Here is a 17,074-nt window from a genome sequence, read left to right on the forward strand (position 1 = left end):
ACATACGTAGCTCATTCAACTGAGAATGGCTATAAATGATTTTTGGTAATGTAAAGCTTATACAACCGCAGGTTCCAGCATCCGAATTATTCCTTTTGCGGCATCAATTTCAACTTCTAGACCGATTGGTAGTGTCACAATAGTGTCGATGTGTCCGATCGCCGCACCGTACCAAGCGGGAATTTTTAATGGTTGAATGTGGTTCCAAATCACTTCCTCTAAAGTTAAAGAACCGTAATCGGCATCTGGAGTACAATTAGGACATTGCCCAAATATAAAACCTGCTAGTCTATCGAAGATTCCAGCTAATTTTAATTGTGTCATCATGCGATCGAGCCGATAAATATTTTCGCCAATATCTTCTAAAAATAAAATCGCTCCATCGAGATTTGGCAAGTATGGCGAACCGACAATTGCCGATAGCACAGATAGATTTCCTCCCAACAACCTCCCTCTAGCACGACCGGAATTAATCGTTTGAATTCGATATTTGACTTGCATCAAACGATCTGTATCGCTGCCATCTTTTAAGTTTTGAAACTCTAAAGATTCGCCTGCAAATAATATGCGGCGGAAATAATCTGTTTGCTCTGCATTCCAAGAAGAGAAGCCATTTGGTCCATGAAAAGTGACTAAATTAGTTCGAGCTGTAATCCCTAAAATTAGAGCAGTAATATCGCTAAATCCAACAATAATTTTGGGATTTTTCCGAATTAATTCGTAATCTAAATATGGTAAAATTCTGCTAGAACCCCACCCACCTGTAATCGGCAAAAGAGCAGCAACTTTAGGGTCGGCAAAAAACTGATTTACATCAGCAGCGCGATCGCGGTCTTGTCCAGCTAAGTAACCGTAGCGATCCAAGACATGAGGTGCAAGTTTCGGTTCTAACCCCAATCCTCTCACAGCATCGCGGACAATATCTAAATTTTCCCGCACAAATGTCGCCCCAGCAGGGCTAATAATTCCGACTACGGAGCCGGGTTTGAGTCTGGCTGGCTTGATGGGAGAATTCGGAATTCGGAATTCGGAATTTTTGACTTTTGACTTTTGACTTTTGACTTTTGAATTGTTCCCTTGTCCGAATACAGGTGAACCAACTATAGTACCAATACCAGCAGTAGCGATCGCAGTTTTGAGAACTTGACTGAAAAATTGACGGCGTGGGAACATTGAGCTTAGCGATTTGGCGTACCAGCTAGCCGAGTGAAAGCATTCTCGACATCTGGGGGTAATTGACGCATAATTTTACCCTTTTCGCGATCGACTGCTACTAATATGACTCTTGCCGTTACATACAATTCTTGGCTGTCGGGAGATTGGATTTGATAGTCCCAATTGATCCGCACGCCTTCCATATCCGCCATACGGGTTCTGACTATGGCATCCATTCCCATTTTGATCGGACGATGGTAGCGTACTGCGAGTTCTACCACGGGTAGGTCGCAACCCAAAGCGACTAAGTCAGCAAAATTAATCCCAATCGATCGCAAGCATTCTACCCGCGCTTCTTCCATCCAGGCTATGTACGAACCATGCCAAACAACACCAGCATAATCTGTATGATGGGGTTGGACTCGGACTGGATATTCAAACCAATCTGTAAAGGCTACATTAGGTAGGTTGGTTGGGGACTGTTCTCGTGCTTGACTCACTGTGCAGTAATGGGTAATAGGTAATAGGTAATGGGTAATGTGCGTAGTTAGCAGTTGATGGCAGCTACCAACTACCAACTACCGACGACCAATTACCATATGCAATCATACTTTAACAAATGTCCACTCCAAACTTTTCATCGGCGCAGTTTGTAATTGCTCTGTCAGTTCGGCATTACTACCAAATTGTAGTTGGGAAAGGTATGAGGCTTCTACGTTGACAGTAAACTCCTTCTCTTCAAAGCACCAAGGGGTAACAGTAACTTTGCCATCCTTCAACTGAATAATATCGTAGCGATCGCCATCTGGTCCTTTACCAATTTCTAAGGCGCGTTCGTCTACTGGTAATTGACGATTACAGAGAATCAACGAGAGGCGATCGCACCACTGAAAAAATGCATAAGCTTCTTCAGCATCTTTCTGGCTAATTTTAAGTTCTTTCCTATATTGCTTTTGTAGCTCTAATTGTTCGTCGAGAAACTCATCCAGCTCCGATGACTCTCCCCGTTTTCCTTCATTCAAAAAGCTAGTATGCATAGAAGTTAGCATTGTCACCCACCGTCCCCGATAGCGTGCGTTGGAGATATGCTGTTTCAGCTTGGGTAGATGGGTACTAGTGTCGAGAGTAAAGTCTAACGGCGCACCAGCTGGTGTGAGGCTATTTTCTTCCCATTCCTTTTCTAAATCGTCGTGGTGGGAAATTGCCGCTATAGTTTCGTAGATCCGTGGCGGAAAATCTTTACGTCGCCAGTGTCCGGCGATTTGTGCTGCCAGTAGCGCATGAGCGCGATGGTAAATAACTTCCCAACCTGTTTCAGTTTGATTAGCAATCATATATCAGTTATCAGTTATCAGTAAAGAAAGGGTGTAGTGAGTGGTGCGTGAAGAAAGGGTGTGGAGTGCAGGTGTAGTAGATTGGTCACTAGCCACTAGCCACTAGCCACTATTCACTGGTTTAATCTCCACCTAATTCGACAATCTTGCCAATATTGAAATCTATCCTGATCCAGCCTTTGAGTCGGCGGAGATTGTCTAAAAGCAAGAGGGGAATTTGCCAGTGGTGTACCATTAAAAATGGCAAAGGATCGTCCATCGCAAAAATTGCATCCTGCCCACGCCAGATGTTTTGAAACCAGGTCTGTAATTGTTGAAAAGAGCGAATTCCAGTTAGCCGCCAGAGTTCGTGATAAGTCCAATATGTAGGCTTGCTGGTTGGTAGGGGTTGCAACGGATATATTGTAGAGGCGGGTTTACCCGAAATATTGTCGATCGACGAAGAATTCAATAAACCCGCCCTAGACGTAGAGGTATTACATGTAGCGTCTTCAGATAAAAAAGCATCGGCTACGCCTGGATGATTATAAAACATTGTAATTGCTGAGTGGGTGCGGGGGTTGCACTCGATCGCGTAAATGTTTCCATCCTCAGCTTGAATAAAGTCAAAAGAAGCTTGTCCGGTAATTCCTAATTCTTTGACAAAATGACGCACCCATGCAAGTATCTCTGGCTTGTCAACGTTTTCGTAATTGACTTGAAAAGCCGAAGACTCGCAACAGCAGTGCATTCTTAATTCCCCATTGCGGACGGTGCTGTGAGTGCAATATTCCTGTCCTGGGATAAATTCCTGCATAATCCAGGGCTTTTCAGGACTAATCGGCAGGCTGTTGACAAAAGCTGCTGTTTGTGATGGTGTAGCGCAGGGTAGCTTAGTTAAGTTTAAACGACGTACCGAGTCGTAGGGAATGCTTTTGAGGATATACGGACGTTCTGCATCGGAAAAGTCGAAATTAACAACTTGTTCTGGATTGGTAATCTTGAAAGATTTGGGGACGGATAGACCGAGCGATCGCGCTTTCTCGGCAAAATCATACTTATCGTCTAACATCTGCGTCACCTCTGCATCGAAGTGAAACACCTCGCAGCAGCCAGATAGGACTGATTTAGCCAAAGAGTCATAGTAGCTAGCGACGGGACTACAGACGGGAACGTAGACATCGATATTTTCTTGTTTGGCGATCGCCAGCAATGCTTGTGAATAGCCTTCCGGGTCTTTTTCCGGTGCGGGAACGGTATAAAAGCGATCGACGGCGTTAGAAAACCGATGTCCGGTTAACCAATATTTATGCGTTTCTACCAATACCACCCGATGCCCGACCAGATGAAACGAACGGGCGAGTTGCAGGGCTTTGGTCATCTTCCCCCCCGTCAGCATAATGTTTTTGGGTTGCGATACAGGCAAGATGCCCCTGTCACGAAACGGCTGGCTGACGAGATTCCACAATAACGCTGTCAAGACAACGATACAGTTGAAAGGAAAGGCGATCGCGAGTAGAAGTAACGTTCCCAGATTTTGGAATACTGCAAATATCTGCATGGTAGGGGTAATAGATTGTGGTAGAAGCAAGGCAACGCCTTGCTTTTACCGATTTATATACGCCGGATAACGGTCAAACCATCGCGTAGCGGTAGCAAAACCTGTTCCACGCGGGGGTCAGCAGCTACGATGCGGTTAAATTGGGCGATCGCTTCTCCGTTCGGGGTGCGCTGGTCGGGTGGTAGGTATGGTTGTCCTTGCAACAAGGTATTATCAACGCAGATAAATCCTCCAGAAGGTACTAAATCTGCATCTAGCAAGAGGTGGAAATAATCTACGTACTCCTTCTTATCGGCATCGATAAATACCAAGTCAAAAGACTCTTTGGCTGCTGCCAATTTCTGCAATGTTTCCAAAGCTGGGGCAACTTCCACAAAAATTTTACTTCCGTGGGGAGATGCATGAAAGCAGTCAATTGCAAAATCTGCCACGTATCGATCCACTTCGCAAGCCACTAAGCGTCCCTCTTCTGGTAAAGCCTCTGCCATTGCTAAGGCAGAGTAACCCGTGAACATCCCAACTTCCAAAACATTTTTGGCTTTGGTCATGTGGACGAACATTTTTAATGTTTGTCCTTCCAAATGTCCAGACAGCATCTCTTGTTCTAACTGGCGGACTGTTTCCTGGTCAGAAAATCGTTTTTCCCAAGGTTCAGCACAGGTCTTTTTTGCTAGTGCGGCGAGGGCAGCAGACTCTTCGGTGGAAACGGCTTCGATATACGGGTCGATGCCTGCGGCGAGTTGCCATACTTGCTGAATTTTGGCAGCTACCTCTAAAGAAATGTTTTGTTCTTGCGCCACTAACTCTAGGATTTGTTGCAATTGCTGCACCAGAATCCCCAAGGGCGTAACTGGTCTTGCCGTGTTTTCTTTCTGAGGTGCGATCGTCATGGTTATACGCTCCCTACAAGTTCGGGTTCTTGTACCATGTAAGCATCAACACCGTCACCACCGCGAGGATAGGTCGCGCACAGTTGCTTGTGTTCGGCTAAAGCGGCGTTCAGTTCTTCCCGCGTCAGGTCGTTGACGAAGAAGCAAGTACCGATAGGTTTGGGCATTGCGGCGCGTAGTTTGCTGTCTCTGGTTTGCATAATCGACTCAGTTGCCTGCCAGAGTAAATCGCCTTCTAGTAAAGGATGGTCGAGGGCTAAGCCGATCCGACTCATTAAGCCAAGGATGCGATCGCGGTCTTGGGTAGAGATGTAGCCGCGTCTTGCTGCGAGAGTGGCTGAGAATGCCATGTCAATATTCACAGCGTGACCGTGGAAGATCGGTACGTTGGGGGCGAGTTCTAAAGTCGGACTCCAGGTATGACCGTAGGCAATGACGCGATCGAGGTCAATTTCATGCAAGTTGGGAGTTTCCAACTCGATCATCGTCTTAATCGATTCGTAATTGACTTTGTAGGCAATTTCCTGAAGTTCGGGAGTTGCATCTACATAACCGAAGTGAGTTTGCAGAAGTTGTTCGCCATACTTCTCCAGTAAATTGAAGACTTCAGCGTTGGCAACTACGGCAATTTTTACGAGTTCTGCCATACCGTTACGCACTTGGGCTGTAGGTAGGGTGCGCAAGAAAGAAAAATCAAGGATGACCTGTTTGGGTGCGTGGTAAGCGCCTAAGCGATTTTTCAGTTTCTTATGGTTCACTGCAACCTTAATTGCAACCCCAGCATCGATCAGACCGATCAAGGTCGTCGGGACGCGGATGAAGTTAGAGTTACGACGATAAGCAGCACAGGCAAAACCAGCTACGTCTGTGACTAATCCCCCACCAACCACTAAGACTGGTTCTTTGCGGACTAAGCCGAACTCGGCAAATGCATCGATAATTGTTTCGAAGGTCGCGATCGTCTTATTTGGTTCGGTGATGGTGATAGGAAATACGGTCAGATCGATGTTGTAATGCTGAAAGTAAGCTTCAATTTGTTCGCCATACAATCGATATACATTGGCATCGATAACGGTCAAACAGCGTCCGTATTTTTGATATTGGTCGGCAATTTCACGGTTGCTAATGTCAAAAGCACCATTAATACAGAGGAGGCTGAATTCAATCTTTTCGTAACCCTCAACGTGAAAAGCTGTTTCAGTCGCCGTGAACTTTGCTTGTACTTCGCTCATGAATTTTACCTGTGTGAATTAGTCCAACAAAAATTAGCGACTTGCATGTAGCGCCGCAAGACCAAGTAGATGCAAAAGAAATTCAGCAAAAGTACATCGGATACAGTAGTAAATACTTACCCAATTTTTGACTTCACTTTTTTCTGTTGCCTCTAGCCACTCGCCACCGTGTTTGGGGATGCGATGACAGAAAGCCTAATAAGTTCGCGTCAATGATGATGGCGATAACTCCATTAAGTTAAACGCTACGCTACACTACTCCTTCGGAGAAGCAAGCTACGTGAACGCTAACGCAATTTCTGTTCGCCCCTTTACTCTCAGCTACACTTTCATAGCTGGTACTACTCTTATTAGGTCAAAAAATACATTACTAAAGCCAGGTTAACTATCCCCTATTATGTTTCCCACTCTGAATACAGAGGGCAGAAAAGGAGGAGAAAGACTAACATCGGCAGATTTTTATTGCGCTTTGAGAGTCAAATGACTCTGACAATACATTAGCAGCAAGTAAAGATTATTTGCAATCCTTGACAAAAACAAATCTTTATAGAAGACAAAAAATTTGCTGCAATGTGGCGATTAAACATTGCTTAAACTGCCGATTGGAATTGCTTATTTTACTGCTGTTACCCTATTTTTTGCCGAATCTGCGATCGCGGTTGACAATCTGTACAAAATACTGAAATCCCCGAGCTTTGGCAAGCCTAAATGCTTGGTTTTGAAGTAGTTTTACTAATAAGAATAGCGGCTATGGCTATCAAACCACCTCTTCGATCTCCAGGTTTCCATTTGAGATTGCAACCGTAATTAACTCCCTGCTCTGGATTTAGAGGAGATCGATTCAGTTCAACATTGGGCTTGTATTGCAAGTTTTGCTCCCTTATGGACTTTGCCACACTTAACGCGATCGCAGCTATGCCAAGGCACTCGCGCGCGTGAGTCTATTCACGTTACATCACAAAAATAAACTGAAGCCGAAATTTCTGTCCTCAGTCCAAAGTAGGAGTTGTATTTACTGTCAGAAAATTGACGATAATTACCATAATTATCTATACAACCCTATTCATAAATTCTATCAAACTCAGCAGTTATTTACAAGAGTTTACATAAAATTGAGGAGCGATCGCCAAATATTTTCCCAAAATTTTATTGACTAGTTTCAACACACAATTTATTACTTTTATAACTATAGATAGATGTAATCAGTTGTCAGTAGAGAGTGGCTAGTGGCTGGTGGCTAGTGGCTAGTAGTAAATAGGATGTGTGGGGGGTGTAGGGTGACAGTGACCAGTGACCAGTTAGTTATTTTATCTCCCCCATCCTCCTCAGCTCAAGAGCAGCTCTCTTCTCCCCCTTGTCTCCCTACTCCCTGCTCCCTGCTCCCTGCTCCCTACTATTACAGAATTTAAAGTTATGTAGCCTTTTACTGAAGTGGATTCAGACTCTACGGTAAACTAAGCCTTGATTATGAGTCTATGCCAACATAAAACGCTCGTTGGAGTCTTAATTTCCATGTCTCATACCGTTAAAATCTACGATACCTGTATCGGCTGCACCCAGTGCGTGCGGGCTTGCCCGACAGACGTGTTGGAGATGGTTCCTTGGGATGGCTGCAAAGCCGCTCAAATTGCTTCCTCTCCCCGCACGGAAGACTGTGTAGGCTGCAAGCGCTGTGAAACAGCTTGTCCCACCGACTTTTTAAGCATTCGCGTCTATCTCGGTGCGGAAACCACTCGCAGCATGGGTCTAGCTTACTAGAGTTTGAATTAAATCCTCTAGAAGCTAGAAATAAAAAAACAACATTTTGATAGCCAGTAGCATTAGACGATTGCCTTTTTTAGCTGCGTGTAACAATCCAGCTGCATACAGAGGGGGGAGAACACAAGCCACCCTCTTTTTTTGATGAGGGAGTAGGGAGCAGGGAGTAGGGGGACAAGGGGGAGAAGAGAGCTGAGGGAGCTGAGGGAGCTGAGGGAGCTGAGGGAGCTGAGGGAGCAACTCAAAATTCACGCATTCACGCATTCACGCATTCAAAATTCCCCCACACCCCACACCCTTTCTTCACCGATAACTGATAACTGTCAACCAGTTGTTACTGCTTAATTCGTACAGAAGCGACATTCATATGGCATAAATATAGAGAAATTATTTGTGAATTTTAAATAAACCCGATTGATTAACTCATAAACTTTAAAGAATATAAGGAGTCATATATGTGCGGAATTGTAGGCTATATCGGCACTCAAGCAGCAACCGGAATTTTGCTGGCGGGTTTAGAAAAACTAGAGTATCGGGGCTACGATTCTGCTGGAATCGCTACGGTGTGGGAAGGCGAGGTTCACCGCGTCCGTGCTAAAGGGAAGTTACGCAACCTCCAATCGAAACTTAACGGACAAGAAATTCCTGGTTTAGTCGGAATCGGACATACACGCTGGGCAACCCACGGAAAACCGGAGGAACACAACGCTCACCCACACCTAGATGCTTCAAAACGGGTAGCTGTAGTGCAAAACGGTATTATCGAAAATTATCGAGAGTTACGAGAAGAATTAAAACAGCTGAACTATGAGTTTGTAACTGAAACCGATACTGAAGTTATTCCCAATTTGGTAGCGGAATGTCTGAACCAAATGCGGCAGAGTGGCGAGACTGAAAAATTCTACTCCCCTTTGACCGAAGCAGTGCGGCGAGTCGTGAATCGGTTGGAAGGAGCCTTTGCGATCGTGCTTTTGTGTGCCGATTATCCCGATGAAATTGTGGTGGCGCGACAACAAGCTCCGTTGGTGCTTGGTTTTGGACAAGGGGAGTTTTTCTGTGCTTCAGATATCCCGGCGATCTTGCCTTACACTCACGCGATCGTCCCGTTGGAAAACGGAGAAATGGCGACTCTTACACCCCTGGGAATTGAAATTTACAATTTTGCGGGCGATCGCCTGAAAAAACATCCCCATTTGCTCAGCGGTACTGCCGTCACGATGGAGAAACAAGGCTTCCGTCACTTCATGCTCAAAGAAATTTACGAGCAGTCGAGTGTCGTGCGGATGGCTTTAGAAACATACATTAGCAATGATTGGACTGCTGCATCTACCACCAGTCCGATTAATCTGAGCTTACCAGCAGAGTTCTACACCGACTTGGAGCAAGTTCAGATTGTAGCGTGCGGCACGAGTTGGCACGCTAGCTTAGTGGGTAAGTATTTGCTGGAGCAGTTAGCACAAATTCCCACACAGGTACACTATGCCTCAGAGTTTCGTTACGCGCCGCCACCTCTGATGCCGAATACATTGATTGTGGGCGTGACGCAATCTGGTGAAACGGCTGATACACTATCGGCGATCGCGATGGATAAGCAGCGCCGTGCCGAAAAAACGCCACAATTTCGTCCTCGCCTGCTGGGAATTACCAACCGAATGCAAAGTTCGTTGGCTCGACTAGTAGACTACACAATTGACATTCAGGCTGGAATTGAAATTGGCGTAGCTGCCACAAAAACCTTTATTGCCCAACTGGTTGCTTTTTACTGTCTGACTCTCGATCTGGCGTATCGCCGACAAACTCTATCGGCGACTCAACTAGAGCAAATTATCGGGCAACTGCGGCAACTCCCAGCCCAGATCGAGTCAATTTTAGAACAGCAAGAGCAACAAATCGAAGAACTCGCCCATGAGTTTACTGAGACGCAAGATTTTATTTTCATCGGACGGGGAATTAATTATCCGATCGCGCTGGAAGGGGCGCTGAAATTGAAGGAAATTAGTTATATTCATGCAGAAGGCTATCCTGCGGGAGAGATGAAACACGGACCGATCGCTTTGTTGGATGCCAAAGTCCCTGTTGTGGCGATCGCTATGCCTGGTAGCGTTTATGAAAAAGTTCTTTCTAACGTACAGGAAGCGAAAGCCCGCGACTCTCGCTTAATTGGTGTTGCTCCCATGCACGACGAACACGCCAAGGAAATATTTGACGATACGCTCCCCGTCCCAGTTGTGGATGAAATTCTGTCCCCCATTCTGTCCGTGATTCCGTTACAGCTACTTGCCTATCACATCGCTGCAAGACGCGGCTTGGATGTGGATCAGCCCCGTAATTTAGCTAAATCGGTCACGGTAGAATAGAATTTCGCCTGCTAGCCGTTCTCAACTGCACAAAATCTCAGACAGGGGCGTACATCTGTGCGCCCTGAAGAATTTCTGACTGGAACGCGATCGCTGACAAATGACTAATGACAAATGACTAATGACAATCTCTATCAGCATTTGTCACCCAAGTTTGAAATACTTAAGAAATTAATTCTCGTTCCAAAGTTTGCTCGATCGCTTGTAAAGATTGCTGATTGACCTGTAAACACTTCCACCCTCTATTTGCACTGATAGTAAATGTTAAACCTCCCTCTCTCAAAGCACTGAGGACTTGCCGCGCTGTATTTTTGTTAATGGCAACTTTCTGAGCGATAGTTTCTACCGTCATCGGTTCTTCACCGCTACAACAGTCAAGTATTTCTAAAGCTAATTGATAAGGTTGAGCTAAATATGGTCGCACAACCTGTTGAAATGGTTGAGGTAAACAGTGGCGAAACCACAGAATAAATTTTGTTGCTGTTTGAATTTTTTCTACACTTTTTTGATTCACTTGCTCTAGTTATCAGTTATCAGTTATCAGTTATCAGTTATCAGTGTAGAGACATTACATGTAGTGTCTGTACAAAGTTGTCAATTATCAGCGAGCGCTAGTGAGAAGTCTAGAATCCTCTCACCTCTTGCCTCTCATCAGTTATCAGTTATCAGTTATCAGTTAGTATTTACAACTAGACCATCTCCAAGCAGCAATGCTTTTGTTGCCCAGAAACCGTTTCAATAGCTAGCCACTGGTCACTGGTCACTGGTCACTGGTCACTGGTCACTGAATTGCTCCCTTTTAGGGACAACTTCATCCCTTAGAGGGATAGAAGAATTGTATGACTGATGCGAATATCAGTGTATCTACCGAAGGGCGGGTAATTGACTCATTGCGTCTCACCCGATTTCAGTAAATGTTCAATAGACTTTCTGATTGAAATTGAATTGACTGCAACAATAAAAACTGTTTTTCAGGTAATTGTCTAAACTATTGTCTAAACTGTTGAGAGCGAATTGATTGAGGTTGAATATGAGTCTAATTCAAGTTGCATTGGTTGAAGACCACACTCTTACCCGCTTAGGAATGCGGACTGCTCTAGAACAGACTCAGAAAGTGAAAGTGGTTGGCGATGCTGCTAATGCCCATGATGGTTTGCAATTGCTACAAATGACTAAGCCAGACGTGGCGATCGTCGATGTAGGTTTACCAGATATGGATGGGATTGAATTAACTCGCAGATTCCGCGAGTTTCAAACCCAAACACCAGACTGCAAGACTAGAGTTTTGATTCTGACTTTAAACGATCGCGAAGATACTGTTTTAGCTGCTTTTACGGCTGGAGCAGACTCTTACTGTATGAAAGATACCAGTATAGATCAATTAGTCGAAGCAATAGAAGCGACCTACGCAGGTGAAAACTGGATTGATTCGTCAATTGCCCGGATTGTGTTGAAAGAAGTTCGTCCGGTTGGTGCTAAGCCAACGGTGGCGATCGATGCCATAGAGCCAGAATACACTCAAATGCTGGCAGCGACTCCCCTAACCGATCGCGAACTTGATGTATTAGCGCTAATTGTGGCAGGGCATAGTAATTATGACATTGCCGATAAACTCTACATTACAGTTGGCACTGTCAAAACTCACGTCCGTAATATTCTCAATAAGTTATGCGTCAACGATCGGACGCAGGCGGCTGTACGCGCCCTCAGAGCTGGTCTGGTAGCATAGTTTTTATACAAATGTCTACGTGTAGAGACGTTACATGTAACGTCTCTACACGTATTGTCTCTAAATATAATAAGTTTCTTGCTTAAAAGGTCTAAAGCCGCGATTGAGGTAGTTGGGTATGGCGGCTGGATGGTCTAAAGTGCAGGTATGCAACCAAATATAATTTTCGGTTAAATCCCAAGCTCGTTCGATCGCTACCGTGAGTAGGTGTTTGCCGAATCCCCGCCCTAAAAATTCGTCGAGAATACCAAAATAAGCAATTTCTACCGATTTATCTTCGTGTTGTTTTAATTCAAAAAATCCGGCTGGCGCACCAATTGAGTAGAGAACCCACACAGAAACATTGGCTCGATTGAGGTGAGTCCGAATTTCTTCATCTGTCCATGTGAGGCGATCGCCCCAATGGTATTTACGTCCAACTTCCGTGTAGAGATAGCGATAAAAAGAAGCCGGACATTCAACGACCTGATGAATTTGCAGGCGATCGCTTTCCATTTTGGCAGGGTTTAGCTCATCTGCCGTTGTCATTTTTAAATAGGTGCGGGTGACTTCAATTTTTGTGTTATTGGTCATTGGTCATTAGTCATTGGTAATGGGTGGTTGACAGTAAACGCTACGCTACACTCCGTGAAGGCAGTTGACTGATAACTGATAACTGATAACTGATAACTGATAACCGATTATCGTTTTTTTGCCGATTTAACCGATCGCGATTTTGTTGCTGCACCGTTTTGTGGAGTTTGGCGCTGATTGGCGGCTTGGGTGAGGAGAGATTCAGCAAAGGCGATCGCATCTTGGGCAGATTTACCACCAGCAAGATTTGCTAATTCCTCCCGCCGCGTATCAAAATTATCTAGGGCTGTGACTCTGACGACTGTTCTGATTTCTCTCTCGGCTCCCGGTACGGGCGGGTTTGTCGGGATTGTTGGTTGATTTCCAGACGTGTCTGATAAACCCGCCCCTACGACTCCCGATTGGGGTACGGGCGGGTTTGTTGGGATTGTTTGTGCGTCTCCGGGTGTGTCTGATAAACCCGCCCCTACGATAACTTGCTTATCTACCCGAAAATGACGATCTGCCATAGCTGCAACTAAGGGTTGGTGGGTGACGCACAAAACTTGGTGGCGATGGCTCAGGTGGTGGAGTTTATCGGCGATCGCTTGGGCGACTCTTCCCGATACGCCAACATCAATTTCATCAAATATCAGCGTTCCAGATGCTTCGGCTTGGGAAAAACAAGCTTTCAGGGCGAGTAGAAATCGACTCATTTCACCCCCAGAGGCGATCGCAATTAAGGGTTGTAATGGTTCGCCAGGATTGGGACTAAACAGAAAAGAAATTTGGTCGTTTCCGGTGGCTGTAGGAACTGTAGAGGCTATTTCTACTTGAAATTGGACTTTTTCCATCGCCAAGGGTTTGAGTTCTGCGAGAATCTGTGCTTCGAGTTTGGCGGCGGCTTGTTGGCGGAGTTGGGTGAGTCGATCGCATTCCTGCAATAGTCGGTCTAGATATTTTCGTTCCTGCTGTTCCAAGGCTTCAATCGATTGTTCGCTGTCGTTGAGTTCGGCGAGTTCTGCCTGGATTTTTTGGTAGTAGGCGATCGCTTCTGGGAGAGTACCGTATTTGCGACACACCAGTTTCAATTCGCGAATGCGGGATTCAACGATTTCTAGCCGTTGCGGATCGGATTCTAAACTTTCTCCATAAGCGCCGATCTGCCGTCCTGCTTCCGTAACTGCTGCTAGTGCTTCACCAACTAAATCGAGGATTGGTTGTAGCTGGGTATCATATTGCACCATATCTGTGAGCGTCACTTCTGCTTCTGCTAGCAAGTCGGCGCTGGCTTGCCCGTCATTCTCATTTTGATAGAGGACTTGGTAGACTTTATAACTCGACTGTTGCAGTTCTACGACATGGCTGAGGCGTTGACGTTCCTGTTCTAGCTGTTCTAGTTCGTCTGGTTCGGTTAAATTGGCTGTTTCTAGTTCTTTGACTTGATAAGTTAATAAGTCAATTTGTTGTAACCGTTGGCGATCGGACTGTCGCCGTTTTTCTAAATTATTTTTGATCTGTTGATATTCAGTGTAAGCAGTTGCGACAACTTCTCGCTGTTGAAAATGACTTGTACCGCCATAGAGATCTAACCATTCTCGTACTTGGGCTGCTTGTCCTACCTGTACGGCTTGCCCTTGGGCAGTAATTTCTACTAAGCGATCGCGTAGTTGTGCCATTTGCTGGCGATTGACGAGTACTCCATTGACTCGCGATCGGCTGCGGAGGCTATTTTGAGCTAAAGTTAATTCGCGACTGCATATTAAGGAATTATCGTCAAGTAGTTCGATTTCTTCTGTAATTAGCCAGTCAGCCACATCTTTATCCAATCGAAACGTCGCTTCAATCAAGGCGCGATTTGTTCCCGTGCGAATGGCGCGACTATTGGCTTTACCACCCAAAGCTGCATCGATCGCATCTAAAATAATCGATTTACCAGCACCAGTTTCGCCTGTGAGGACATTCAGACCTGAGCCGAATTCTAACTCCAGCTGGTCAATTAAAGCAAAATTTTCAATCTGGAGAGAGATTAACATGAAGGGCTATATCGTGAGGGCGATCGCATACTTGCCACCTCATGAATTTTAGCCAACATTGGTAGGGGATTAATAGTCTCGCTGGTAATTGGTAGTTGGTAGTTGGTAGTTGAAAGTTGGTTGCTGACTTCTGTTACGATAGGTCGCAAGTTGGACTTTCAGCTCAGGAGTCTAGGATGCCACCTAGAGATCGCCTTGTACAAGCCAATGATAAATATGGCTGTAGGCGTAAGCCAACGCAAACGAGTAAGTGGATAAATAGCAGGTTTACCCTTTTGACTTTTCACTTTTAACTTTTGACTTTAATTTCAATGGAAGTCGCTCAGTTAGTTACTGTCTTAATTATTCTATTACTCGTAGCAACTGGCGTAGCTTTACTGTCCCGTTGGTTGCGAATGCCTTATGTTGCAGGTTTAGTCTTAGCTGGTTTAGCCATTACCGAACTTCTACCTCAACGTATTGGTTTGGATGACTCTCTGATTTTGAATTTGTTTTTGCCAATTCTCCTATTTGAAGCAGCTATCAATACTGATACTAGTCGCCTGCGTAGCACTATTAAACCAATTACCTTGCTAGCGGGACCAGGAGTTGTTATCGCCTCTGGGGTGATAACGGTAGTACTGAAATTTGGGCTGGGTTTAAGTTGGATACCAGCGTTGCTAGTTGGGGTGATTTTAGCAAATACAGATACCGTTTCCGTGATTGCTGTTTTTAAAGAAGTGCTTGTGCCTTCGCGATTATCCACGATTGTCGAGGGAGAAACGTTATTCAATGATATTTTCACTCTAGTTTTATTTAATCTAGTTTTAAATGTCAGCGTGACTGGTTCGTTCTCAATTTTGGGTGGGTTACAACAACTTTTTATAGCGATCGCAGGCAGTATTTTAGTAGGGCTAGCCTTGGGCTATTTGAGTACGGGTAGCACGGGTTTATTGGCTCGAATGGACGATCCGCTCAGTAGTATCTTGCTAACAGTAGCAGTAGCACTAGGAACTTTTCAAATCGGACAGGCTTTGGGAGTTTCTGGTGGGGTAGCGGTGGTTGTTGCCGGGCTAATTTTTGGTACGATTGGGCTTGTTAGACAGATATCAGCTTCTAGTAAGTTGACTTTGTTGAGTTTTTGGGAATGTGCCAGTTTTGGTGTTAATAGTTTTATTTTTCTGCTTATTGGTATAGAAATTAACCTCATAACTCTCTGGCAAACCCTGCCTGCAGTACTATTAACATTTTTGGCTTGTCAGGTGGCACGAGTTGTCTCTGTTTACGGGCTATTAGTTTTAGTACGTTGGTTCGACCGTCCGATTCCGTGGCGTTGGCAGCACGTTTTATTTATTGGTAACATCAAAGGCTCGTTATCTATGGCACTGGCGCTGAGTATTCCAACCTCAGTGGCAGGGCGAGAGCAGCTAATTGCGATAGTGTTTGGTACAGTGTTGCTATCCTTAGTTGGGCAAGGATTGAGCTTACCTTGGTTTATTAAACGTTTGCATCTGTCTGAATTTTCCCAATTTCGGCAACAGATTGAAGAATTACAAGCACAATTAATGACTGCCAAGGCAGCACAAGATGAATTAGATAGTTTGTTAAGGTCGGGAGTATTACCAAAAGCCGTCTACGAAGAAATGAGATCGGCGTATCAGGTAAGAGTAGCAGGGGCAGAAAAAGCACTGCGGGAAATCTACAATCGCCGCCCAAATGATTTAGATGTTAGTATAGGCGATCGTACAAAACTCGATGCTATCCGTCGTCGCTTATTATTAGCAGAAAAAGGAGCGCTGAATGAGGCAATTCGCAAGCAAATTCTTTCAGAAGAAATTGTGCGATCGCGTTTGCAAAAGCTTGACGAGCAGCTCTTAAAATTAGAAGATGATTGACAGTTATCAGTTATCAGTTATCAGTTATCAGGGAGCGCACGAGCAGTTAGTTCCGACTTACGACTTACGACTTACGACTTACGACTTATTTTTAATGACTTTACCTGGACTAATAAAAGAAATGCCTTGATGGTAGCCGCTACCAATCATAACTGCTTCAATAATAGGTTCGGAAACTTCTGTTTGAGCTATCCATTCCACCAGAAATTTAGCTCCCGATCCTCCACTAGTATCGGTTGTATCAATGACAAAATCTGTAGAAACTAGAGCATCAATTTGAATTGGCTGCTCTAAATATTGCCTGACTAACTTTCCATTTGTATCATAGTAGCGAACAAAGGTAATGATAATAGGATTTGCTAAATCGGTATTACGAATACTGAGGGTAGCTGCTAAATTAAAAGTTTTTTTTCCATCATCGTGATAGATATGCGAGTAGACAGGAACGTAGATAGTTTGACCTGCTACTCTTTTAAAGTTTTTATCTACTACGACTTGTTGAGATGGAGTTTCCTGCGGAGAATTGGCTTGTCGCGATGGACTTGGTGACGTACAGGAAGTCAGAAAAACAACAGATACAAGCAAGCAAAATAATGGATATATTCTCATGAAAATTA

The 17,074-nt window shown here is 44.7% G+C and carries 15 protein-coding genes; 4 read left to right on the forward strand and 11 right to left on the reverse strand.

The genetic code is table 11. The features are described from left to right. Positions 1 to 57 precede the first annotated feature (57 nt). From QH73_RS04150 to QH73_RS04175, 6 genes are all read right to left on the reverse strand, one after another. Positions 58 to 1,173: a S66 peptidase family protein gene (locus QH73_RS04150; protein ID WP_039715338.1), complete on the reverse strand. Its 1,116-nt coding sequence runs from the start codon at positions 1,171 to 1,173 to the stop codon at positions 58 to 60. A 5-nt stretch (positions 1,174 to 1,178) separates the two neighbouring features. Further along, complete coding sequence (locus tag QH73_RS04155; protein WP_039715339.1) at positions 1,179 to 1,655, reverse strand: acyl-CoA thioesterase; 477 nt, start codon at positions 1,653 to 1,655, stop codon at positions 1,179 to 1,181. A gap of 105 nt (positions 1,656 to 1,760) precedes the next feature. Beyond that, positions 1,761 to 2,489, reverse strand: coding sequence for a DUF3891 family protein (locus tag QH73_RS04160; protein ID WP_039715340.1), 729 nt, complete (start codon positions 2,487 to 2,489; stop codon positions 1,761 to 1,763). A gap of 121 nt (positions 2,490 to 2,610) precedes the next feature. Beyond that, positions 2,611 to 4,029, reverse strand: coding sequence for an ATP-grasp domain-containing protein (locus QH73_RS04165; protein ID WP_052290008.1), 1,419 nt, complete (start codon positions 4,027 to 4,029; stop codon positions 2,611 to 2,613). Between the two features lie 53 nt (positions 4,030 to 4,082). Beyond that, the gene (locus tag QH73_RS04170; RefSeq protein WP_039715342.1) at positions 4,083 to 4,919 is read right to left on the reverse strand and encodes an O-methyltransferase; all 837 of its coding nucleotides are present in this window, start codon (positions 4,917 to 4,919) and stop codon (positions 4,083 to 4,085) included. Between the two features lie 2 nt (positions 4,920 to 4,921). Next, complete coding sequence (locus QH73_RS04175; RefSeq protein ID WP_039715343.1) at positions 4,922 to 6,151, reverse strand: sedoheptulose 7-phosphate cyclase; 1,230 nt, start codon at positions 6,149 to 6,151, stop codon at positions 4,922 to 4,924. A 1,512-nt stretch (positions 6,152 to 7,663) separates the two neighbouring features. Between QH73_RS04175 and psaC the strand changes: the two genes are divergently transcribed. Together psaC and glmS are read left to right on the forward strand one after the other, a co-directional pair. Then, positions 7,664 to 7,909, forward strand: a complete 246-nt coding sequence (gene psaC, locus QH73_RS04180; protein ID WP_012411495.1) for a photosystem I iron-sulfur center protein PsaC — start codon at positions 7,664 to 7,666, stop codon at positions 7,907 to 7,909. Between the two features lie 455 nt (positions 7,910 to 8,364). Then, positions 8,365 to 10,266, forward strand: a complete 1,902-nt coding sequence (glmS, locus tag QH73_RS04185) for a glutamine--fructose-6-phosphate transaminase (isomerizing) (RefSeq protein WP_039715344.1) — start codon at positions 8,365 to 8,367, stop codon at positions 10,264 to 10,266. Between the two features lie 163 nt (positions 10,267 to 10,429). On the opposite strand, the gene QH73_RS04190 is transcribed toward glmS, so the two are convergent. Then, positions 10,430 to 10,780: a winged helix-turn-helix domain-containing protein gene (locus tag QH73_RS04190; protein ID WP_039715345.1), complete on the reverse strand. Its 351-nt coding sequence runs from the start codon at positions 10,778 to 10,780 to the stop codon at positions 10,430 to 10,432. A gap of 516 nt (positions 10,781 to 11,296) precedes the next feature. Between QH73_RS04190 and QH73_RS04195 the strand changes: the two genes are divergently transcribed. Then, positions 11,297 to 11,995 (forward strand): response regulator, encoded by a 699-nt coding sequence (locus tag QH73_RS04195; protein WP_039715346.1) that lies wholly within the window; start codon positions 11,297 to 11,299, stop codon positions 11,993 to 11,995. A 60-nt stretch (positions 11,996 to 12,055) separates the two neighbouring features. On the opposite strand, the gene QH73_RS04200 is transcribed toward QH73_RS04195, so the two are convergent. From QH73_RS04200 to QH73_RS04210, 3 genes are all read right to left on the reverse strand, one after another. Then, positions 12,056 to 12,568, reverse strand: a complete 513-nt coding sequence (locus tag QH73_RS04200; protein WP_039715347.1) for a GNAT family N-acetyltransferase — start codon at positions 12,566 to 12,568, stop codon at positions 12,056 to 12,058. 107 nt (positions 12,569 to 12,675) lie between these two features. Beyond that, positions 12,676 to 14,583, reverse strand: a complete 1,908-nt coding sequence (recN, locus tag QH73_RS04205) for a DNA repair protein RecN (protein WP_132866608.1) — start codon at positions 14,581 to 14,583, stop codon at positions 12,676 to 12,678. Beyond that, positions 14,577 to 14,732, reverse strand: a complete 156-nt coding sequence (locus QH73_RS04210; protein WP_165587615.1) for a hypothetical protein — start codon at positions 14,730 to 14,732, stop codon at positions 14,577 to 14,579. The genes recN and QH73_RS04210 overlap by 7 nt, the downstream gene beginning before the upstream one ends. Before the next feature lie 162 nt (positions 14,733 to 14,894). Between QH73_RS04210 and QH73_RS04215 the strand changes: the two genes are divergently transcribed. Next, positions 14,895 to 16,457: a cation:proton antiporter gene (locus tag QH73_RS04215; protein WP_039715349.1), complete on the forward strand. Its 1,563-nt coding sequence runs from the start codon at positions 14,895 to 14,897 to the stop codon at positions 16,455 to 16,457. Between the two features lie 78 nt (positions 16,458 to 16,535). On the opposite strand, the gene QH73_RS04220 is transcribed toward QH73_RS04215, so the two are convergent. Next, the gene (locus tag QH73_RS04220; RefSeq protein WP_039715350.1) at positions 16,536 to 17,066 is read right to left on the reverse strand and encodes a DUF3124 domain-containing protein; all 531 of its coding nucleotides are present in this window, start codon (positions 17,064 to 17,066) and stop codon (positions 16,536 to 16,538) included. Positions 17,067 to 17,074: the final 8 nt, after the last annotated feature.

The organism is Scytonema millei VB511283, assembly GCF_000817735.3.
Taxonomy (GTDB): Bacteria; Cyanobacteriota; Cyanobacteriia; order Cyanobacteriales; family Chroococcidiopsidaceae; genus Chroococcidiopsis; species Chroococcidiopsis millei_B.